This is a genomic window from Bacteroides sp. L10-4, assembly GCF_013373675.1.
In the GTDB taxonomy this organism is placed as follows: Bacteria; Bacteroidota; Bacteroidia; order Bacteroidales; family Bacteroidaceae; genus Bacteroides; species Bacteroides muris.
This window is the reverse complement of the sequence record NZ_JABXJH010000042.1, coordinates 29,424-48,436: the sequence shown is the minus strand read 5'-3', so window position 1 is coordinate 48,436 and position 19,013 is coordinate 29,424. Positions and strand designations below refer to the sequence as shown.

Below are 19,013 nucleotides of genomic sequence, written 5' to 3'. Positions count from 1 at the left end.
ATGAATTATACAAATTTTCAATGTACTCCTTTGCGCTAAAATTCAATATTTTAAGCACGTATTTTTATTAAATTTTTAGGTGTTTTGAATGACGTTGTTCGGAACATCAAACTGAACACCCTAGTTATTAATCTATGCACGACACAAAAAAGAGGAAGGTTTTATACCTCCCTCTTACCTGTTTCAAATGATTTCTTCCAGTTGGTTGTATCTCCTTCTGGGTTTGGGCTTTTACCTGGTAAATGCTCTGATAATAGTTGCTCTTTCCATTCCTTGTACACTTCATCTAAAGGCTTTTTTGTGTCGCAAGCATCCAAGTAGGAATAATGAAACTCCTTCTCATACTCCCAAAAAGAAGCTGCCAAAGGGTGAAAAGTATCACCTTTATAAGGATTCTCTTTTTCTCCTTTGTACCAATGGTAATTTGAATAATCTTCCGTTATGCCAGAAAAGAATCCGGCTTTGTTCCAATCTTTAGTTACCCCCATTGTATAATATTATAAAATTGTTTGACTATCCTTATCATTTCATCAGGTAATCTTTTTAAGGCTTCATGTACCATTATTGGCGGTATTCCGAAACGTGCTTCTGCCAAACTTCCAGTAATAGCTCCTATCGTATCGCTGTCACCCCCTATAGAAATGGCTAAGCGTATGCACTCTTCAAAATTGTTGCCTTCATAGAAGCAACAAATAGACTGTGGTACTGTAATTTGGCACGTTTCATTAAAATTATTATGTTTTCTAATTTCGCTTAACAAGGGAATATCATAATATCCTTCTTCAAGATATACCTTAGTTACATATCCATGTTTGGGTACTTCTATAGCTCCTTTACGGATTTTATATATCAACTCTGCTATTGCTTGTGCGCCTTTAATACCTTCTGTATGATTGTGCGTAATTTCAGCCGTTTTTCGAGCCTCCAATAAAACAGTATCTAAATCATTAAACAGCCAAGCGGTAGGGCTAACCCTCATTGCTGAACCGTTACCGAAGCTATTATATGGTTGTGGATCATCTGCTACAATCCAACGAGCAAAGCTACCCCCATAAGCCCCTTTGGGATTCGGGTACTTTCTACACCATTCCAACAAGCTATCTTTGTAGCTTTTCTTATTCAATATTGCATCCGCAATAGCAATAGTACAAATCGTATCATCTGTAAAAGTGCTTTCTTCCGTAAACAACTCAAAGTTATAATTATCTGTATTGTTAAACTCAAATCGTGAGCCTACAATGTCGCCTATTATTGCACCTAACATTGTTATTCCTCCAATTCTGTTATTATGGTTTGCTTTATTTTTTTTATCTCGGATCCAGGGAATTTTACAGCTTCTTTTTCTGCAAGTTCTCTATAGCGGAAAAGGTGTACATCATCAAATGTACTGAGGTAATAGCTTGTAAATTGTGGCTCACTCCATTCACTCACATATTGATCTCCACATTGAATACAGAACTCGTGTCTTATCCTCTCTTTTTTCATAAACTACCTCTTTTTTTAAAATTACCTCTAAAAGTTTTTTTTCGCTTAATAAACCCCATACGGATTGTACAATACTTGTTTTGATACTCAACCCGACTTAGATCTACGTTCCAAAGACTTTCTTTCTTGATACCTATTTGTTCCTCTGAAAGTTCGTCAAAGATCGCAGCAATAGAGCCGAAATAGAAGTGTCTTTTCCCATTGTACGGCTCTCTCAATTCTACATGAATAACTTTCGGTAACTTCATAATTATTTATTTTATTGGCACATCTAACAAAACATACTGAGGACACTCGCCATTAATAAAATCAATCGTCAAAGCAGCAATAGCACGACTTTGCACACTGCTTAATGCCTCTAATTTGGCGTTGCTTATGTTGCCAGTTTTATTCTTTAGGATCTCTATCGCTTTTTGATAGCCTTCCATTATAGAGGCATTTTCAGGAATAGCCATTCTCGGATTTGCTAACTTGCTTTCGAGTTTAGCGATTGTTTCTATAATCTCTTTGTCTGTTCTCATAATACAAAAATAATTTATTTTATTAAGTATAACAAATAAAATGCTACTTCTTTTTACTTAGTAAAGTAACGTGCCGTTTTAGTTCTTTATGTAGATACTTGTTTTCGCTCTGTAGCTCTTTTATGATAGAATTACGCTTTTCAAGTTCTTTGTTATATCGTTCACGTTCAAATTGAGCAAACGTAAGATCCTCATTCCTACAAGTACAATCCCGTATATCATTGCTCAAAACAACAGCCCAACAACAAGGTATTAAGACTTTGCCAGCTTGCTTATCGTATATGTAATGGCACTTACTCATAAATTATCCTTTCATACGTCCTAAAAAAGACAGCTTTAATACATCGTATTGCTGACCTATAACGGCAAACTCCAACATAGCGTTATCATCCAAAAGATCGTTAATCCTTAAAAGTGGATAATCTTCTCCAGTACGGCTTACATATCCCTCTTGTGAAATATCATCTATTATGCGCTCATCATCGCATTTGCCAAAATAAGAATCAAGGCTGCTTATGATATGTTCTTTCAAATAAGCCTCACTATATACAGAAGCTATTTTATCTTGTTTCCTTAGTGCATATCTCATTCTTTAACTCCTTTCGGTTTATTTATTGGTTTCCAGTGGGTTATAGTAACTTCAAATTCGGATTCACTGAAATTATCAAGATAATTTTCTATCCATCCGTATTCACCCCAGACCATAGATTTCCTTGCCGTTCTTGTCGTGTAAGCCTGTGAACTGCCCTACAGTGTCTGCATCTATGCGCCAGTCATCCATTTTCGATGAATGATTGTTACGAGAAGTAAGAATGTTGTATTCACCATCAGGGTAAATGATAAGTGAACCGCATACCCATTCTTTAGTGTCGGTAATGCGACCTCTAAATTTAATTTTTCTCATTGTTTCCCTCCTGTATTTGTTTGATTTTTAATTTCATTCTTTCTTCTGCCTCCTTTATGTTTGCTATTTTAGTTTCAAGTTTCTCACGAGCTTTCAATAAATCCGTATCGGTATTCTCATCGAAAAATAGATTATTAGCCTTATTGTAGACTACATATTTATCAATTTTGCGTTGAGCCTTTGTAACCTGAGCCTTTGCCGATATAAGCCGATTCAAATCCTTATTCAGTTGTATGTTGTTACCAAAACGCTTATCATAGAAATGCAACGTGTATCGTACACATCCTTTAGGATATTGGCAAACAAGTTTTGCCTTTCTCCATTCTATTACCCACTTTCTATGTTCGTAAACTTCACGTGGTAAATCGTAACTGAATAGATGTACATAATCATAGTTATTACTTTCATCTTTGCGCTCGAAATTCACAAATACCCAACGTTGAACATCTAATTCCTTTTCAGCTTTGGCATAATCCTTTGCCATCTGTATAAAGTAGTCTATGCTTTCTTGTGTCATTTCAACAGTTGTTTTCCTGCTGCTTTTGCAGCCATTTTACACCTTTCTTAAATCCTTCTACAAACGAATCTGAGCAAACCCTTTGTATTTCGGGCAAACAAACACCTCTACTTCGATTTAGAGGACACGTAGCGCAAGCCTGGCTTCGTCCGTTGGCTTGCTTTGCTGCTTTAGTTATTCCTTTCATAATTTCGACAACCATTGTTCATAAATACGTGTGGCTATCTGAGCCATCATTACGGGTGGAACACTCATACCACAAATGTAGTGTGGCGATAAACCACAAAAATTGTAGTCTTGTGGAAACGTGGATATATTACATACCTCAGAAGTGGATAGATAGACGGGGCTTTTAAAAGGTATGGTGCTATCTACATGGGCTGTCAAAGTATTGCAAACCTTATCTTCATATAGGTAATTTTGATTGAAAAAACCTCTTTTACCAGTCAGTTTAAGATAAGCTGCTGACATATCTATATCACCTTCTTTTCTGTTATCAAACATTTCTTTCATGCGTTTTCCGTATGGTTTACCCATGTAATCCGCAAATCCTCCATAGAAAATTTTCGGCTCGTTAAAGTCCATGTTAATATATGGCTCAACATTGAATAGGTCTGATATCTTTAAAAAATGCACGCCCAAATCATGCCTAATACATACAAAGAATACTCGGTTTCGTATTTGTGGAACACCCATTTTTGACGCATCAAGAAGGAAATGCTGACAATAATAGCCAGCGTTATCAAAATCTTTATATATGCGCCTAACATAGTCTATTGCACTTCCCATAAGTAAACCTTTTACATTTTCGGCTACTACAACTTTTGGTTGCAATACCTTTGCTAAAGCTATGAAATCAAAGAAAAGCGTATCAAGAACTTGTGCAGATTGCCCCTCTCTGAATTTCTTTTCTTTACCCCAATCCTTTTCACGATTCCCGGCAATGGAGAAGGTGGAGCATGGGGGAGAACCGTCCAAAATATCCAAATTGTAAAGATCGGGCGGTAGCTCTCTCTCTCTCTCTCTCTCTCAATGTTCGTATATCTTCCAAAAAATTATATCGGGGTGAGTGGTTAGCCACATAGCACCGATTAACCTTTGCGTCTATCTCATTGCAGCCAATTACATCAAATCCGGCTAACTTGTACCCCATTGTAGAGCCACCACCACACGCAAAGCAAGAAAATACCTTGCCTTTATCATTCGTGAATTTGGCTTCTGAAAGCCTCCAATTATAGGGGAATTTATGTTTTTGCATTTCCATATTCTTTATTGAATATTTTGATTTATGTAGTTCACTATCTTTTCCAACTTGCTTGAAGCAAACAAACAATTATTAAGTTTTCGCTTTCCTTCTTTCCATTCATGGGATAATTGGTAATATGGTGGATTTAACGTCTTATTAATTTGTATGCGATAGCAATTAGTATCGTATTCAGTTCTCAGGTTTTCTATATATTCGTCTGAATCTTCTGAATCAGTTACAAAAACCATTTTATCTGTAGAAAGAATCATAAGTCGTTTAATGTTTATCAATAGGTGCTGTTTATAGGCACGATTAATTTATAAGTCGCTTCGTTGGGGAAACCGTCTTTTATGGCTTCTTCAATCTCGCTGGCTGATGGTACACTTATTCGTTTCCCAAATTCAATTTTGCCCAAGCGTTTTCCCTTGTGATCGAAAATTATATATGTGTATTCATTCATAGGGCTATAATTATTTATTGGGGTAAATTGGGCGTATCACTTCCAGCGTGTCCGCACGAACAATAGCAATACGTTGGTAATATTTCTCACAAGCAGCTTTAAAACCACCACACCAAGCGGTTTTCTTCTCATAATTATCTACTATATCCTTTTCCGCTTTATCCAAATCAATAATAGGATAAGCCATGCCGATACGGATCTGATCGTTTGTATCATGCTGTAAAACTCTGATGTTGATTAAATCTTTTATATTCAATGTTTTATTTATTGCTATTACTTATTCGTTAGATATATTAAGTTTTAATTTATCTATGAACTGTTTACCTCGTTCTGTAACACTGATTTTAGCATTAGGGTGCATTTTCTTCATGTGGTTTATCTCTTTTTGTATAGATTCCACCGTACTTGCTAACACGTAATGTGTAGCAATAAACCACATTGTGCCTAATCCAGAACGCATTACATATCCTTCAAGATTAATACGAGCATGGGGTAGTATTTTGCCGAAATACATTGTTCCTTGAATACTTGCTACTGTGTTTTCGGTTTTCCTATCTATCATTTCTATAGCTGTAAAGCTCTTACACATATCTATATCCATAATTCGATATTGCTTTATATGAGGCTTTTGCCCCACTGATTATTATTTATTGATAACTGTTATAAACTGACATTTAGCCCAAAGCGAAATATCATTGCTGTTTATATATTCTTTGTTTTTTGCTTCAATAGCTTTAGCTTGTTTTTCGCTAATCTCCTTGCCTTGTAAATAATATATCTTCATACGGTGTTACATTGTGGTAGCCCGAAGGCTACCTGATTATTATACTTGTTCTTTCAACCACTGTTGATAAACTCTATCACAAATGGCTTCATCGCTTTCAAATAAGCCGCTATAGGTATATATCACGTGCTCTAAATCATTGGACTTTATTGTTACTTCGTATTCATCCAATGCGCAAGGATTGACGGCTATTCTCTTACAATTAACTGTAACATTGTTGTACTTTCTCATAATCGTATGTTATACAGGGCTTTCTCTCTACTGATTATTACTTTCTTAAAATTTCGTCTAACAGTTTTTTATCAGCATCCCAAAGATTGTACCCTTTGGCGATCTTTCTTCTTAGATACTCTTTTTCCCCGATCATGGCGATTGCCCTTTCTCTCAAATCTGATGCGCTCCACTTTTCAGCTTGATCTATCAGAAGGTTTGTAAGGCACTTTCTTTCTTCGTAAAGTTCACGTACTAATACCGTCTTTCGCTCTATCTCTTTTAGGGCTGTTGGGTTATCCATCCACAACTTACAAAAAGCGTCTTTGTCAAGGTCTGTATTCATGTAGCACTCTTCTACTTCCGTATAACCATCTGCCGATAGCTTTAAACCCGTTCTTTCTTCAAATTCTTTCTGTGTCATATCTGAATGTATTTAGTTTTATATTCTTTTCGTGTAACTGTTTTTATTACGTTGCAAATATATGCAACATTGGTAATATTACCAAATGAAATAGGTAATGTTTTCAAGCGATATTACCAATATTTACCAAGTAAAACATAGAAATATTATCATTATCAGATATATAGCTTTTCAAAAACACTGCAAAATAATTTCAGAAAAAGCATTTTTTAACATTGTAGAAATGTATGCTTTTTGATTTATTCTACTTATTAAAATAGATATTTTAGGATTATAGCTCTGATTTTGAAGAAAACAAGTATAAAAAACATTGGTGTATATATACACCGCTATTGAAAATATTACCTACATTTGCAGTATAACTAAAGTAATATTGATATGAATAAGACACTCTTTAAGAAAGTCAAAGACTTATGTAAGGACACTGGTTTATCAGAGAAGTACCTTACTGCGATAACCGAAAAAATGGGTGGCAGCATTGAGGATGATTCTACTGATGAAGCGGAAATCGAAAAAGTAGCAAACCAAATAGCAGATGTGGCAAAAGAAAGTCAAGGAGAAGCTACCAGGTGGGCTAACAAAGCGAAGGAACCAAAGGAGCCAAAAGAACCGAAGGAACCCAAAGAACCTAAAGAACCGAAGGAGCCAAAGGAACCTGATAACGATCCAAACAAACGGATCTCCGAACTTCAAGCGGAAATGGATAAAATGAAACAAGAGCAAGCTAAGAAAGATCGTGAAACAGCCGTTCAAGCAGCTCTTAACAAGCATGGTATTCCCGAATGGAGAAGAAAAGGTTTGGTTATTCCTGATGAAGAGGATCCAGATGCTTATTGCGCTGGTCTGAAACAAGACTTAATAACTCAAAACCTTATTTCGGAAGATCCAGAGAGTGTAAAAACAGCAAACGCAAAGAATGTTGAAGAGGCTTCTGATGAGTTGCTGGAATCAATTATCGTTAAATAAATCATTTTACAATGAAACGAACAAAAATTTCATTTGTCGGTGAAAAACCGATTTTCACAGGCAGTCCGCAAATTGTACCAGGCGGTTTTAATCTGGATCGAGAGAAACAGCGTTTTTCTGTAGGTGATATTATCCCTGCCGGAACACTCGCTATTTTCGATGAAGTTACAAGAAAGGTACAGATTGTAAAAACAGCGAAGGTTAAAACTATCAGCACAAAGGATAAGAAAGTTATCACTTTGTATTCAAATGGCTATTGTTCACCCTGCTTTTCTGTTGGAGATAAGCTGTTACAAGCTAAATCCGTTAGTGGAACTTTTGAAGATGCTCCTTCTATTGTGTCTATTGAAAAGCCTGGTGTGTCAAACGCTCCGTATGTAATTACACTTTCTGCTGAGATCTCAGGTTTGGCAGTAAATGATGTGCTTGTAGAGGTTGTTGAAAGCTCTACTAATGCTGCTGTTATTGGTGAACCTAACTCTTTAACAATCGAAGAAGTTACTGTAAAAGAGTTTGAAACAGCCATAGATGTTACAGAGGACACTATGCAATATGCTGTAATGGAAAGACGTGTTTTGCCTATTCCAGACAGCATGAAGGATAGCACGAAACGCTATTTAAAAGCGAACTCTCACATTCGATTGTCGCAAACTTATTAAAAGGAGGTGCTAAATGAAATCTATTTATTCAACTTTTACAGGTTTGTTTAAAGATGGCAAACCTATTGATTTTCTCGCAACGTGGAAAAAGACACTGGATAAGGCTTCTGAACGTGAAGTAGCATTGTTCCAGAAAACTTATTCGGATGAGTGGTTTGATTGGGAGGCTCCGCAACTCTCTTTGAGAGCTGAGGGTATTATGGGAAAATATCATTTGCGTGTGATGGCAACCCTGATCGGTGATGAATCCCCCACTCCGTTAAGACGTTCTGACGGTTTCGATATTTGGAATGAAGAAATTCCACGTGTCGGACATAAGTTCTTTATGAAGGCTTCCACTTACCGTAAGCTACTGGAAGTTTATAAATCTCCGTTCTTGAAAGACGGTCAAAAAGTAAAGCAGATTGAAAAGACTTTGCGTAACGATGTGGAAAACGCTTATCTGGGCTGCAAAGATACTGCTGATTTTATGATCCTGAAAGCTATATCAAACTTCGGTGTTTGTCGTTTCATTCCTTCTATCAACAACCCTGGTGGACGTGAGTTTGAAATTGATTACCTGATGGATGAAGCTAACAAGCTCGTTTCAGCTTTATTGTGGAATGACGCTAACTCAAAAGCTGGCAAGTTGGATATTATTCTAACTCTTACCATGATCGTTACCTTGTTCAAAAACAAAGGTGTCGTATTTGAAGAATTGCTGATGGCTCCTGAACTGCTTGCATTTATCCGAAGAGATATTACAATTCGAGAAGCAGCCTACGGTAAGGATAAATCCGGCAAAGTTGTTACTATCCCGGACTTGAACACCTTGTTTGCTGATAACGGTCTGCCTAAAGTTCGTGAAATCACCCGCCTTGTGGGTATTGAAAAGGACGGAGAACGTGAGCCGTTAGATCCCTGGAATCACAATATGATTGTATTTAAACCTGCTGGAAAGATCGGCTTTATCCAACCTTCTATTGAAGATAACGAGCTGTTTGAAGAGGACAATGTAGATTACATGAACGCTGGTAACGGTATTCGTATAGCCAAATGGCGTACTGGTGAATCTACAGGACAAAAGGCTGGTGAATATACACAAGGATCTGCCCGCTTGATCCCGGTTATCACTGAAATTAACGGTATTGTCTGCTTGCAAGTTAGAGGCTTTGAAGAGCCAGGAGAAGCAGTAGAGGGAGTAACTTTTTATACGAAAGAACAATTCGATCAGAAGGCAGCAGCAGCTTCTTTGGTCGGCTAAAAACGATGCAATATGGTAACATTAAAAGTATTAAAGAAGTTCCAAGACAAGGACAACAAGGAGAAAATTTACCAAGTCGGTGAAACTCTATCCACAAGCGATTTGGATCGTGTAAATGATCTTGTTTCACGAGGAATTTGCAGTATTTCTGCTATCAATGAGGCTAACAAAGAAGAAAAGAAACCCGAAAAAATTAGCCTTTTTGATAAAGAGTTTGAAATCGGTGCTGTAAAAAATGCTTTGGCTGAGATTGGCGTTTCAATCAATAAAAATGCTGGCGTTCAAGCAATCACCAACAAACTCAGTGAACTTACAGAAGAGCAAAACAATGCTCTTTCTGAAATCTTATGTAAAGAGTAACCTATGACGAATTTAGACGCTATCCGTGCTTTATGCACTAAAATATGTTCCGGCTTCTACCCGGATCAGAATGTACTTGAATTTACCCTTTTGGATAATGGTATAGATCCTTCTAAAAACTTCATCCCCAAAGATGTTGAACTGGTGAAGGCTGCTATCAGTGTCGTTAAGGGAATGACTGAAAACAGCCATTCGGAAAGTGGAATTTCTGACGGGTGGGATGCGGATCGTATTAATAAAAGTATCTCCGCTATTTGTAGGGAGTACAATATAGATAGCTCTGATTTTGTCGAAGAATCTTCTGTATCAGACGGTTCTAACCAATGGTAAGTTATGCAATACAACGGAACAATACAGTATAAGGTTTTATCTGGTGGCGGTTTGGATGGCAACGGTGAGCCGATTATCTCTACCGTATCGTGGAGTGAGCCTATACGGTGTCTGTACAAAACGGTAAAGCATAGTAACACAATCTATCAACAAGGTAAGTTTACTGATAGAAGCTATGAGATCCTAATTGAAAGTAGGGATTTTCAAGCTGATACGGTAAAACTTACCAATGATAGAACACAGTTTTTGGGTGAGTTTGAAGTACAGGATATTGAGTTTGTTAATCGCTCAGGAAGAGTAAAGATTACGGTTTAATGGGATTCACGAAGAAAACGCCGGATAGTGCTTTTAGCAACTTTCTTGATGATGCCAAGAAAGCCGTTATTGGTAGAGCTGTTAAGGCTTTTATCTATGTCGGTGAAGCGTGTCTGAAAGAAGCCCGTTTAAACGGTAACTATACAGACAGGACGGGAAACCTTAGAAACTCTATCGGTTATGCCGTACTTTTTAATGGTGAAGTTATGGAAGAAAGTGCTTTTGCCAACACAAAAGGTGGGCAAAACGGAAAGAAGCATTTGGATAGCTTGAAAAAGAACTATCAAAACGGTATTGTCTTGATTGTATCTACTGGAATGAGTTATGCTGCTTATGTAGAAGCCCGTAATTATAATGTACTTACTTCTTCCGAACTGCTGGCTAACAAACTTGTACCTCAGATTATGAAACAATTAGGCTTTGAAATGAAATGAATAAGACAGGTGATGAAATAGAGCTGGACGTTTTCAATATTATCACAAACAGCCAACTTGCAAAGGAAATAAAAGGTAACGTTTATCGTGAAGGAACACGAGATCTAAACCCCATGGAAGAGGATATAATTGTATCGTTTCTTACAGGTTTGGATGGGCAGTTTCAAACTGGCTCTGTAACGGTAAATATTTATGTTCCAGACAAAGACAATGGCAGTAAGGTATTGGTTAAAGATGTTGGCAGATGCCGTTATCTGGCACGTAAAGCCGATGATGTTGTTAGATCCTTAAAACCTACTGATTACAGATTTTCTTTAGGTGCAACAATTAAAAGCTACAAAGCAGAAAAGGTAGCTATGCACTTTGTAAACGTAAAGATCAATTTTGAACTAAAAACATTTTAAGTTATGGCAAACAGTGGTATTACATGGGGTAAACCCCTGGTCGAATTTGGGCTAACTGGTGTTGAAGATGCAGCTCCTTCCAGTTTCAAAACAATGCCCACAGCTGAAGAAAATACAGTTCTTCTTACAACCGTAAAAGGAAGTGCGCAAGAATTGTACGGAGAAGGACATGAACTGGTAGCTCGAAAAATGCAAAAGTCTTATAAGCAGCTTGCTATGAGTGTGTTTATTCCTTCTGGCACAGAGGATCCTATTCCGGAAGAGGACGGAGTTGTAAAAGATGAATATGCAGTACGCCTTACTCCAGAAGATGATACACTGGAAGGCTTCATCATGCGTAAATGCTCCGTTGAAGTTGAGGAAGAATGGTCGTCCGCAAAAGGGAAGATGTTAAAATACATCTTTAGCTCATTAAAGCCCAAGACGGGTAAAATGATTGAGAAGTACAAAAAAGCAGATTCATTAGCTGTAGGTTGATTGAACTATGAACAAGGAAAAAGAAAACATAGAAGGGCTTGTGTCTGATACGATCTTACAAAAGCCGTATTCTATACAGATAGGACAAGAAACATACGAGGTTGCACCTCCTTCTATTGCTACTCTTATCCTTGCTTCTGAACTTATTTCTCAGCTTCCTAAAGTAGAGTTAGATAAAAGCCTGGTTACATTTGAATCGCTCCGTATTGCGAAAGATTGTAAGGTTTTAGGCGATATTGTAGCTACTCTCATTTTAGGAGCTGAGAATATAATAACAGAAGCAACCGTAGTTCAAAAGTCTTTATTCGGTTTGGTACGCACACGCAAAAAGGTTACGATTGACAACAGATCTGTTTTATCCGATAAGATCTTGAAACAACTTTCACCAAGTAAAGTGAACGCTCTTACTCTAAAAATCATAAACAGGATGGAGATAGGAGATTTTTTCGGGCTTACCGCTTCCCTGATAGAGATAAACCTTCTCAAACCGACAAAAGCAGGAGAAGCGGATCCGAAGGAAACGATAGCATCTGGGCGGTAGTAGCAGGAATGGCAAAGGCTTATAATCTGACTTTTGATTATATCCTATACAAAATGAGTTTTGCGAATGTTCGTCTGTATAATGCGGTTCTTCCTTCTTTCTCAGCAAATAAGGATGGGAAAAAAGATACTGGCATTATTCTAAATGGTGATGATCCTAATAATCAGGATGCAGTAAATAACGCAATATTTGACGTAAACGAAGATGAATAACAACGAAGGTACAACATGGTGGGCTTTAGGATTGGATAACGCCAAATTTGAAAGCGATGTGGCGAAATCTAATTCTCTTTTCCGAAGCATAGGCAACACAGCCGAAAAGGAAGGTAGCAGGATAGACAATATTTTCCGTAAAATAACAGTCGCTGCAACTGGATTTTTCACGGCTCAACAAGCGTTGGGATATGCTCAGAAGATAGCTCAAGTAAGAGGTGAATACCAACAGTTAGAAGTAGCCTTCAATACCATGTTGGGCAGTAAGGCTAAAGCTGATGCTTTAATGACACAGCTTATTAATACTGCTGCTAAAACTCCGTTTGATCTCGTTGGTGTATCAAGTAGCGCAAAACAATTACTTGCTTATGGTATAGCTGCTGACAAAGTGAATGACACTTTGGTACGGTTAGGAAATATCGCTGCTGGCTTATCTATTCCATTACAAGATATAGCCTGGTTATACGGTACAACTATGACACAAGGCAGATTATATGCTGAGGATCTTAACCAATTTACGGGTAGAGGTATTCCGATGATTCGTGAACTGGCTAAAGAGTTGGGTGTAGCTGAAAATGAAGTTAAGGCTTTGGTTGCCGAAGGAAAAGTAGGATTCCCAGAAGTTCAGAAGGTTATAGAAAACCTTACAAATTCTGGCGGTATGTTCTACAATCTGATGGAAGAGCAAAGTAAGACTATTACAGGTAAAATTTCCAATATGGAGGATGCTATTTCTGTAATGCTTAATGAAATCGGTCAAGCTAATGAAAGCACTATAAATTCTATATTGGAAACTGGTGTTTCTGCTATAGAGAATTACGAGGCTATTGGTGCAACCATACAGGAATTGATTGTTACTTATGGCTTATACAAAGCTGCTGTAATTTCGGTTGCTGCTACAAAAAATGCCGTTACTACCATTAAAGCTACTGGAGAAGCTGAGGAACTAAGCAAATTGCTTACTGTAGAGCAGCAAGCTGCCATTTCAAAGAAGAATCTAACCAAAGGCACGTTAGAGTATGCAACTGCCGTAAAAGCTGAAATGGCAGCAAATATAGAGGCTCAAACCGTAGCGTTAGCCAAAGCTCGTACAGAGGTTTCAGCAGCCAGCCAAGCCATAGCAGCCAAGAAAGCCGAATACCTTGCTGCTAAGGAATTGGAAAAGCAAAGATTGGCAGAACTTATGTCTATCGGTGCTACTGGATCAGCAAAACAAGTAGAAGCAGCAGAAAGAAAATTAGTCGCAGCCGAAACAGCCAGAGAAACAGCAGCCTTACAATACCAAGCAGCCACACGTGATTTTAGCACCAAGAAAGTAGTGGTAGAAACGGCTGCTAAAACATTGAATACCACTCAGACAGCAGCCAACACCGCAGCACAAGCAGCCAATGTAACTACAACAAACTTGTTGGCAACTGCAAAGCTCAAACTTATGGCTGTAGCTACCAGGTTGAAAGCCGTTATGCTGGCAAATCCTTATACTTTGGCAGCAGCAGCTATAGCAGCTCTCGGTTATGGTATTTATAAACTTATCACTTATCAGACTGACGCAGAAAAGGCGCAAGAAAAACTAAATAACTCCATATCTGAAAGTGAAAAGGTTATTGGAGCTGAAAGATTGCAAATTGATGCGATGTTTGCACGTTTGAAAGCAGCCAAAGAAGGTACGGATGAATACCGTTCCGCAAAGGAAGCCATAATGAGCAAATACGGTGAGTATTTGAAGGGGCTGGGGGATGAAAAGAATGCTTTGGATGATCTGGCTAAGGCTTATCGTATCATTACGCAAGAAGCCGAAAAATCAGCTCGTGCAAGAGCTATGGATAAAGCGGTTAATGAGGCTTCTAATGACTATATTGATAAGGAGGTAGAAGCCAAAGAAACTGTAGAAGAGCTACTAAAAGATAAGTTCAAGGGGAAGAAGGATAAAGACGGTATCGACCTTGCAGAAACTTATTATTGGAAGATTAAGCCAGTGTTGGAAGGTAAGGGAGAAATTACCCAAGAAATCCAGGATATTATAAAGCAGTTTGACGAAACCAAATACTTGCCTGGCGATCCCATGACTGGTATAGGTGCGCAAACATACATGGCTAATAGCTTGCAAGATGAAATAACCAAAGTATTCAAAGCTCGTGGTATTTATAATAATATCATAAAAGAGGCTCAAAAACGCTTTGGGGAGAATCCTAACCAAAATCAGAAAACAGGTAATCAGGAAGAGGTATTTTATACCAAAGGAAAATCCATTTCTGAGATAGAAGCAGCCATTACTAAAGGTCAAGAAAAACTGGAGGCTTTCAAAAAGGCTCTCAAAGAGAACAACGGCTTAATGTCTGATGGCAAAGTAGTAACCGATGCTGTTGTAAAAGGGCAGGAAAGCTATATAGCTAAATTGAAAGCTACCGTTCTTGAACGTGAAAACGAGCTACAAATTATTAGCCAAGTAGAGAACCGTATTTCTAAACTGAAACAGGAGCAGAAAGAAACCGTTAAGGGTAGTGCTGAATACAACGACTATCAAAGACGTATAGATTCACTGAGTAAAAAGTTACCAGATAGAAAAACGTCCTCTTCTCAAAAGGATTATTCCGATGAGATAAAACGTAATGCACAAGAGCAGATTCGTATTGAAAAGGATATGGAATTTGCTGTAAGGCAAGCTGAGATCAACACCCATAAGGAAGGACTTTCTAAAACATTGGAACAAAACCAGCTCAACTATGAGCAGGAAATGGAGCAGATCAAACGTCAAAAGGAGGATAAGCTCACAAAAATTCAAGAGTGGGAAAAAACTATATGGGAATCTCAGGGCAAAAAAGGTACATTTAAGCCAACTACCACCCAATTATCAGAGCAGGATGAGCAACAATTTAAGGCTCTTGAGAATGCTGCTGGAAAGAAACTGTCTGCTGGCAACCAGACTGCAATAGAAGAAATGCTAAAGCAGTATCAGACCTATGCGGAAAAGCGTAAGGAGATAGAGGAAAAATTTCAGCAAGATATTGACGAAATGCGAGCTGTTAATGAGAAAGATAAGAAAGCCGGAAAGCAAGTTACTTTCTCCGAAGAAAATATCGCTCAGGCTGAAAGTGATAAACAAGATGCTTTGGACGCTTTAGATCAAGAGATAGCTTCTCGTGAAGCGACTTTTAATGTATGGGTAGAACAAATATCCTCTATGGGGTTAAAACAGCTAAAGGAGGCTTTACAAACAGCCCAAGACACACTGAAAAAAGAAGGTGGCAAGTTGGATGATAAAGAAAAAGCTACTCTTCGTGCGCAAATTAAAACCCTGGAGAAAAAAGTAGAGGTTGCTGAGGCGAAGGACGCAAGCACTTCGTCTGCTGAAAAAAACAAAAAGAAGTGGAGCGATACCCTAAAGGTGATGAATGAGGTAGATGATACTGTTAATAATATCATTTCTGACTTTGACGGGATGGATGATGCGACCAAAGCTGCTTTGTCTGCTGCTACCAATATCGCAGGAGGTATAATTTCCATGATAACAGGTATTCAAGCGTTGGCGGTTACTGGTGCAGAAGCTATCAAAGGGGTAGAGAGAGCTTCGGTTATTCTTTCCATTGTCGGTACAGCCATTTCACTTATCACTACTTTGTTCGGGTTATCCTCTAAGGCTGAAAAGGAACATCAAGAGGCACTTAAAGAAGTAGCCGAAAACAAACTGGAAATGCAACGCCAGTACAATTTATTGCTCATGGAGCAAAATCTTCTTATGAAAGAAGCAACTTCAATTTTCGGTGAGGATCAGATTGCTAAAGCTGCCAGATCTGTAGAGGTATATCGCCAAGCTATAGAGGATTATAAAGAAACTTTAAAGGGTGATGCTCCAACGCTAAAACTAAACCCTTTTAATTTGAGAGGGAGCCTGAATGACTATAAAAAGCAAAAAGAGGCTTATGATAAAGGTGTAGGCGCATTAAATAATGTTACGGTGAAAACGGGTAGCTATACTACCGGAGCCTGGTTTTGGAAAAAGCAGCATGATATTTATACTTCGGTACTCCAGGTTTACCCGGATTTGATAGATGGGGAAAACAAACTGAATAAAGAAAGAGCGCAAGCAATTCTTGATACTCAAACAATGAGCGATGAGAATCGGAATTTGTTGCAAAACCTTATAGATCTTCAAGAACAAGCGGAAGAAGCCCAACAAGCACTAAGAGATTACTTAGAGGGTACTTTTGGCTCTTTAGGTGATAGTATAATGGATAGTATCACTGAGGCTATTGAAAATGACGGTGTAGATGCGTGGGAAAAGTTCGGGGAAAAAGGATCTTCTGTATTGGAAGATTTGGGTAAACAGATTGCCTACTCTTTATTCTTCTCTGATAAGTTCAAAAGACTACAAGCTGATCTGGAGAAAATCTACGGATCCGGCAAAACAGAAGAAGAAATAGCTAAGGAAGCAAGGGATTTGGTTGCCTCTTTCTATCAAGGTATCGGTACGGATATGAATAACGCTCAACAATGGATGGAGCATTGGAAAGAAGAAGCAAACAAACAAGGCTTTCACCTTTGGGAAACAGAGAATCGTGAGGTTTCCAGCAATAACGGCATAGCAGCAAGCCAGGACAGCGTAAACGAGCTGAACGGAAGGGCAACTGCAATTCAAGGGCATACCTATTCTATAAATGAAGGTATTAAATCATTAGTTAGCCATTGTGCCAAATTTCTTGAGATATTAACTGGTATCAGAGAGAATACAAGCTATTGCAAGAATCTGGAATCTATCAATTCCAATATAAAGGAAATGAAAGAAAGCATAGGTAACATGAATGATAAAGGTGTAATAATGAGGAAATGAAAAATAACTTATACATAGACGGTACGGACGCTTTTACTCGGTTTGGGGTTTTTATCGCTGAGGGTGGGCATAACGAAGTTGTTGCTTTCCCGGCATTAAAAGAACCAGAGGTTTCTAATGATTGGGCTGAGTATGACGGTATCGAAGTGGATTTGTCGGATCCTAAACTTGATACTAAAGAACTTGAAATAAAGTTCAACGCAGTGGGTATGTATCAGACTGGAGATTTCATTTCTCTACTGTCCGATGGAGCCTACCATACCTTTGAGTTTAAAAGAATCGGCTATACTTATAAGCTCCGATTGGTTTCAGAGGTAAATGTAGCTCTGTATATCGGTGCTAAAAGTTTCTCGTTAAAATTCGCAGATGATTTCCCTTTGAAAGATTATAAATATACGGCTCCTTTATCGACAACCAATATACCTACGCAGGGGTATGAAATAGACGGGATAGATTTCTCCGTTTACGGTATTCGTGTATTGGAAGGAAGCGAGGCACAAATACTTAAAGCTCCAGCAGTAAAGAAAAATATGTTGCGTAACCTTTCTACTCAAAATGGGGCTATTTATGATGGTAAACAAGTAGTGTACCAACATAAAGAAGTTACTTTGAGTTGTTGCTTAATCGCTAAGAATCTAACGGAGTTCTGGAGAAATTACAATGCTTTCCTTCACGATTTGATAAAGGTGGTGGAAATAGACGAAGGCGATGGCGTGAAGGTGCAAACGGCTGAAAGATCCTTGTTCGTTGAAAGCACTTGCGAGGAATACCCATGTTACTACAAAAGCTCAAAAGTAAGTCTGTTTTCCCCTGACGATCAAGTCTGGTGCGCTTTTACCCTAATGTTGGTATTCACTGCCTTTAGAGTTGGAGAGGATGAATATTTACTTGCTTCTGAGGCTGGAGAATTGATAGTTACGGAAGATGGTGAGTTTTATATAGATCTAAAAAGTTATGGCAATTAGGAAAAAGAAAATCAGTGAATTAACGCTTTCTGATAGCCTAACAGGGCTGTACACTATTGGCGTAAAGTTGATAAACGGAGTACAAACGAGCGTGAAAGTTAGCCTGGGTGTAATACAGACAGCCTATGAAAATATGCTGAAAGTAACTCAGGAAGCTATCACTGCAACAAGGAACGCTATTACTGCTACCAATAATGCAAATACAGCTACCCGTAATGCTGTTACTGCTACTGAAAATGCCAACACAGCTACGGCAAACGCAAATGAGGCTACTCGTGTTTCTGGAGTAGCAACCCAGAAAGCCAATGAAGCGACCAATAAAGCTAATACGGCTGCTGGTAAAGCTGATGAAGCACGTATAGGATTGGATAGGATCAAGCAGGAAACAATCACAGCTACCAGTAATGCCAATACTGCAACCAGTAACGCAAATAAAGCTACTGAGAATGCTAATAAGGCTACAACTAACGCCAACACTCAGGCTGACCGGGCTAAGGAACACGCAGACAATCCCCCCAAAATGGGTGATAATGGCAACTGGTGGAAATGGGATGAAACGCAAAAGAAATATGTAGATACCGGGATTTTGGCAAAAGGTGGTATTCTCTATCCTACTTTTACGATTGATCCCGATACAATGGAACTAATCATGTATTACCAGGATGATATAGCTGCTGATATGTTTGATATTGACAATGAAGGATTTTTAATTTTTAACCCCAAGTGAT

29 protein-coding genes are annotated in these 19,013 nt (G+C 38.3%); 14 read left to right on the top strand and 15 right to left on the bottom strand.

Features of this window, described 5'->3' with window-relative positions:
* Positions 1-161: 161 nt before the first annotated feature.
* The 15 genes from HU824_RS13720 to HU824_RS13655 form a co-directional block, all read right to left on the bottom strand.
* Complete coding sequence (locus HU824_RS13720) at positions 162-488, bottom strand: hypothetical protein (protein ID WP_016274572.1); 327 nt, start codon at positions 486-488, stop codon at positions 162-164.
* The gene (locus tag HU824_RS13715; RefSeq protein WP_016274573.1) at positions 479-1,264 is read right to left on the bottom strand and encodes an ADP-ribosylglycohydrolase family protein; all 786 of its coding nucleotides are present in this window, start codon (positions 1,262-1,264) and stop codon (positions 479-481) included. The genes HU824_RS13720 and HU824_RS13715 overlap by 10 nt, the downstream gene beginning before the upstream one ends.
* Positions 1,265-1,266: 2 nt before the next feature.
* Entirely contained in the window at positions 1,267-1,485 is a 219-nt protein-coding gene (locus HU824_RS13710; RefSeq protein ID WP_005850325.1) for a hypothetical protein, read from the bottom strand.
* Positions 1,482-1,733: a hypothetical protein gene (locus tag HU824_RS19535; RefSeq protein ID WP_016274574.1), complete on the bottom strand. Its 252-nt coding sequence runs from the start codon at positions 1,731-1,733 to the stop codon at positions 1,482-1,484. The genes HU824_RS13710 and HU824_RS19535 overlap by 4 nt, the downstream gene beginning before the upstream one ends.
* Before the next feature lie 6 nt (positions 1,734-1,739).
* Positions 1,740-2,006: a hypothetical protein gene (locus tag HU824_RS13705; protein ID WP_016274575.1), complete on the bottom strand. Its 267-nt coding sequence runs from the start codon at positions 2,004-2,006 to the stop codon at positions 1,740-1,742.
* A gap of 304 nt (positions 2,007-2,310) precedes the next feature.
* The gene (locus HU824_RS13700; RefSeq protein ID WP_016274576.1) at positions 2,311-2,595 is read right to left on the bottom strand and encodes a hypothetical protein; all 285 of its coding nucleotides are present in this window, start codon (positions 2,593-2,595) and stop codon (positions 2,311-2,313) included.
* A gap of 102 nt (positions 2,596-2,697) precedes the next feature.
* Entirely contained in the window at positions 2,698-2,910 is a 213-nt protein-coding gene (locus tag HU824_RS13695) for a YopX family protein (protein WP_016274577.1), read from the bottom strand.
* The gene (locus HU824_RS13690) at positions 2,897-3,427 is read right to left on the bottom strand and encodes a hypothetical protein (RefSeq protein WP_016274578.1); all 531 of its coding nucleotides are present in this window, start codon (positions 3,425-3,427) and stop codon (positions 2,897-2,899) included. Before HU824_RS13690 ends, HU824_RS13695 begins: the two co-directional genes overlap by 14 nt.
* A gap of 183 nt (positions 3,428-3,610) precedes the next feature.
* Positions 3,611-4,414, bottom strand: a complete 804-nt coding sequence (locus HU824_RS13685) for a DNA cytosine methyltransferase (RefSeq protein WP_176469125.1) — start codon at positions 4,412-4,414, stop codon at positions 3,611-3,613.
* A gap of 545 nt (positions 4,415-4,959) precedes the next feature.
* Entirely contained in the window at positions 4,960-5,133 is a 174-nt protein-coding gene (locus HU824_RS13680) for a hypothetical protein (protein WP_016274583.1), read from the bottom strand.
* 10 nt (positions 5,134-5,143) lie between these two features.
* Entirely contained in the window at positions 5,144-5,389 is a 246-nt protein-coding gene (locus HU824_RS13675) for a hypothetical protein (RefSeq protein WP_217994204.1), read from the bottom strand.
* Between the two features lie 21 nt (positions 5,390-5,410).
* The gene (locus HU824_RS13670) at positions 5,411-5,734 is read right to left on the bottom strand and encodes a hypothetical protein (protein WP_016274585.1); all 324 of its coding nucleotides are present in this window, start codon (positions 5,732-5,734) and stop codon (positions 5,411-5,413) included.
* Between the two features lie 42 nt (positions 5,735-5,776).
* The gene (locus tag HU824_RS13665) at positions 5,777-5,917 is read right to left on the bottom strand and encodes a hypothetical protein (RefSeq protein WP_016274586.1); all 141 of its coding nucleotides are present in this window, start codon (positions 5,915-5,917) and stop codon (positions 5,777-5,779) included.
* A 39-nt stretch (positions 5,918-5,956) separates the two neighbouring features.
* Positions 5,957-6,148 (bottom strand): hypothetical protein, encoded by a 192-nt coding sequence (locus HU824_RS13660; RefSeq protein WP_016274587.1) that lies wholly within the window; start codon positions 6,146-6,148, stop codon positions 5,957-5,959.
* A 37-nt stretch (positions 6,149-6,185) separates the two neighbouring features.
* On the bottom strand, positions 6,186-6,551 hold the full coding sequence (locus HU824_RS13655; RefSeq protein ID WP_016274588.1) for a hypothetical protein: 366 nt from the start codon (positions 6,549-6,551) through the stop codon (positions 6,186-6,188).
* A 378-nt stretch (positions 6,552-6,929) separates the two neighbouring features.
* Here HU824_RS13655 and HU824_RS13650 point away from each other — a divergent pair, with 378 nt between their 5' ends.
* From HU824_RS13650 to HU824_RS13585, 14 genes are read left to right on the top strand one after another with little or no spacing between them, the layout of a single operon-like run.
* Positions 6,930-7,517: a hypothetical protein gene (locus HU824_RS13650; protein ID WP_016274589.1), complete on the top strand. Its 588-nt coding sequence runs from the start codon at positions 6,930-6,932 to the stop codon at positions 7,515-7,517.
* Positions 7,518-7,528: 11 nt separating this feature from the next.
* Positions 7,529-8,176, top strand: coding sequence for a hypothetical protein (locus HU824_RS13645; RefSeq protein WP_016274590.1), 648 nt, complete (start codon positions 7,529-7,531; stop codon positions 8,174-8,176).
* Between the two features lie 13 nt (positions 8,177-8,189).
* Positions 8,190-9,419: a hypothetical protein gene (locus HU824_RS13640; RefSeq protein WP_016274591.1), complete on the top strand. Its 1,230-nt coding sequence runs from the start codon at positions 8,190-8,192 to the stop codon at positions 9,417-9,419.
* 12 nt (positions 9,420-9,431) lie between these two features.
* A complete protein-coding gene (locus HU824_RS13635) occupies positions 9,432-9,779 on the top strand; it encodes a hypothetical protein (RefSeq protein ID WP_016274592.1) in 348 nt (115 codons plus the stop codon).
* A gap of 3 nt (positions 9,780-9,782) precedes the next feature.
* Positions 9,783-10,109 carry a DUF6706 family protein gene (locus HU824_RS13630; RefSeq protein ID WP_005850280.1) on the top strand — a complete coding sequence of 109 codons (327 nt, stop codon included), beginning with the start codon at positions 9,783-9,785 and terminating at the stop codon, positions 10,107-10,109.
* Between the two features lie 3 nt (positions 10,110-10,112).
* Positions 10,113-10,424, top strand: a complete 312-nt coding sequence (locus HU824_RS13625; RefSeq protein WP_016274593.1) for a hypothetical protein — start codon at positions 10,113-10,115, stop codon at positions 10,422-10,424.
* A complete protein-coding gene (locus tag HU824_RS13620; protein ID WP_016274594.1) occupies positions 10,424-10,858 on the top strand; it encodes a hypothetical protein in 435 nt (144 codons plus the stop codon). The genes HU824_RS13625 and HU824_RS13620 overlap by 1 nt, the downstream gene beginning before the upstream one ends.
* On the top strand, positions 10,855-11,262 hold the full coding sequence (locus tag HU824_RS13615; RefSeq protein WP_016274595.1) for a hypothetical protein: 408 nt from the start codon (positions 10,855-10,857) through the stop codon (positions 11,260-11,262). The genes HU824_RS13620 and HU824_RS13615 overlap by 4 nt, the downstream gene beginning before the upstream one ends.
* A 3-nt stretch (positions 11,263-11,265) precedes the next feature.
* Positions 11,266-11,739 (top strand): hypothetical protein, encoded by a 474-nt coding sequence (locus HU824_RS13610; RefSeq protein ID WP_016274596.1) that lies wholly within the window; start codon positions 11,266-11,268, stop codon positions 11,737-11,739.
* A 7-nt stretch (positions 11,740-11,746) separates the two neighbouring features.
* Positions 11,747-12,280, top strand: a complete 534-nt coding sequence (locus HU824_RS13605; RefSeq protein ID WP_016274597.1) for a hypothetical protein — start codon at positions 11,747-11,749, stop codon at positions 12,278-12,280.
* Between the two features lie 8 nt (positions 12,281-12,288).
* On the top strand, positions 12,289-12,492 hold the full coding sequence (locus tag HU824_RS13600; protein WP_032941290.1) for a hypothetical protein: 204 nt from the start codon (positions 12,289-12,291) through the stop codon (positions 12,490-12,492).
* Positions 12,485-17,320 (top strand): tape measure protein, encoded by a 4,836-nt coding sequence (locus HU824_RS13595; RefSeq protein ID WP_016274598.1) that lies wholly within the window; start codon positions 12,485-12,487, stop codon positions 17,318-17,320. Before HU824_RS13600 ends, HU824_RS13595 begins: the two co-directional genes overlap by 8 nt.
* Complete coding sequence (locus HU824_RS13590; RefSeq protein ID WP_016274599.1) at positions 17,317-18,285, top strand: hypothetical protein; 969 nt, start codon at positions 17,317-17,319, stop codon at positions 18,283-18,285. The genes HU824_RS13595 and HU824_RS13590 overlap by 4 nt, the downstream gene beginning before the upstream one ends.
* Complete coding sequence (locus HU824_RS13585) at positions 18,275-19,012, top strand: hypothetical protein (protein ID WP_016274600.1); 738 nt, start codon at positions 18,275-18,277, stop codon at positions 19,010-19,012. The genes HU824_RS13590 and HU824_RS13585 overlap by 11 nt, the downstream gene beginning before the upstream one ends.
* Position 19,013 lies beyond the last annotated feature (1 nt).

Coding starts and splice junctions, on each gene's coding strand:
- HU824_RS13630 (WP_005850280.1), top strand. CDS start 9,783: ATGACGAATTTAGACGCTATCCGTGCTTTATGCACTAAAATATGTTCC.
- HU824_RS13715 (WP_016274573.1), bottom strand. CDS start 1,264: ATGTTAGGTGCAATAATAGGCGACATTGTAGGCTCACGATTTGAGTTT.
- HU824_RS13625 (WP_016274593.1), top strand. CDS start 10,113: ATGCAATACAACGGAACAATACAGTATAAGGTTTTATCTGGTGGCGGT.
- HU824_RS13620 (WP_016274594.1), top strand. CDS start 10,424: ATGGGATTCACGAAGAAAACGCCGGATAGTGCTTTTAGCAACTTTCTT.
- HU824_RS13645 (WP_016274590.1), top strand. CDS start 7,529: ATGAAACGAACAAAAATTTCATTTGTCGGTGAAAAACCGATTTTCACA.
- HU824_RS13635 (WP_016274592.1), top strand. CDS start 9,432: ATGGTAACATTAAAAGTATTAAAGAAGTTCCAAGACAAGGACAACAAG.
- HU824_RS13700 (WP_016274576.1), bottom strand. CDS start 2,595: ATGAGATATGCACTAAGGAAACAAGATAAAATAGCTTCTGTATATAGT.
- HU824_RS13600 (WP_032941290.1), top strand. CDS start 12,289: ATGGCAAAGGCTTATAATCTGACTTTTGATTATATCCTATACAAAATG.
- HU824_RS13690 (WP_016274578.1), bottom strand. CDS start 3,427: ATGACACAAGAAAGCATAGACTACTTTATACAGATGGCAAAGGATTAT.
- HU824_RS13710 (WP_005850325.1), bottom strand. CDS start 1,485: ATGAAAAAAGAGAGGATAAGACACGAGTTCTGTATTCAATGTGGAGAT.
- HU824_RS13660 (WP_016274587.1), bottom strand. CDS start 6,148: ATGAGAAAGTACAACAATGTTACAGTTAATTGTAAGAGAATAGCCGTC.
- HU824_RS13670 (WP_016274585.1), bottom strand. CDS start 5,734: ATGGATATAGATATGTGTAAGAGCTTTACAGCTATAGAAATGATAGAT.
- HU824_RS13640 (WP_016274591.1), top strand. CDS start 8,190: ATGAAATCTATTTATTCAACTTTTACAGGTTTGTTTAAAGATGGCAAA.
- HU824_RS13590 (WP_016274599.1), top strand. CDS start 17,317: ATGAAAAATAACTTATACATAGACGGTACGGACGCTTTTACTCGGTTT.
- HU824_RS13705 (WP_016274575.1), bottom strand. CDS start 2,006: ATGAGAACAGACAAAGAGATTATAGAAACAATCGCTAAACTCGAAAGC.
- HU824_RS13595 (WP_016274598.1), top strand. CDS start 12,485: ATGAATAACAACGAAGGTACAACATGGTGGGCTTTAGGATTGGATAAC.
- HU824_RS13665 (WP_016274586.1), bottom strand. CDS start 5,917: ATGAAGATATATTATTTACAAGGCAAGGAGATTAGCGAAAAACAAGCT.
- HU824_RS13720 (WP_016274572.1), bottom strand. CDS start 488: ATGGGGGTAACTAAAGATTGGAACAAAGCCGGATTCTTTTCTGGCATA.
- HU824_RS13610 (WP_016274596.1), top strand. CDS start 11,266: ATGGCAAACAGTGGTATTACATGGGGTAAACCCCTGGTCGAATTTGGG.
- HU824_RS13650 (WP_016274589.1), top strand. CDS start 6,930: ATGAATAAGACACTCTTTAAGAAAGTCAAAGACTTATGTAAGGACACT.
- HU824_RS13680 (WP_016274583.1), bottom strand. CDS start 5,133: ATGAATGAATACACATATATAATTTTCGATCACAAGGGAAAACGCTTG.
- HU824_RS13605 (WP_016274597.1), top strand. CDS start 11,747: ATGAACAAGGAAAAAGAAAACATAGAAGGGCTTGTGTCTGATACGATC.
- HU824_RS13585 (WP_016274600.1), top strand. CDS start 18,275: ATGGCAATTAGGAAAAAGAAAATCAGTGAATTAACGCTTTCTGATAGC.
- HU824_RS13615 (WP_016274595.1), top strand. CDS start 10,855: ATGAATAAGACAGGTGATGAAATAGAGCTGGACGTTTTCAATATTATC.
- HU824_RS13655 (WP_016274588.1), bottom strand. CDS start 6,551: ATGACACAGAAAGAATTTGAAGAAAGAACGGGTTTAAAGCTATCGGCA.
- HU824_RS13695 (WP_016274577.1), bottom strand. CDS start 2,910: ATGAGAAAAATTAAATTTAGAGGTCGCATTACCGACACTAAAGAATGG.
- HU824_RS19535 (WP_016274574.1), bottom strand. CDS start 1,733: ATGAAGTTACCGAAAGTTATTCATGTAGAATTGAGAGAGCCGTACAAT.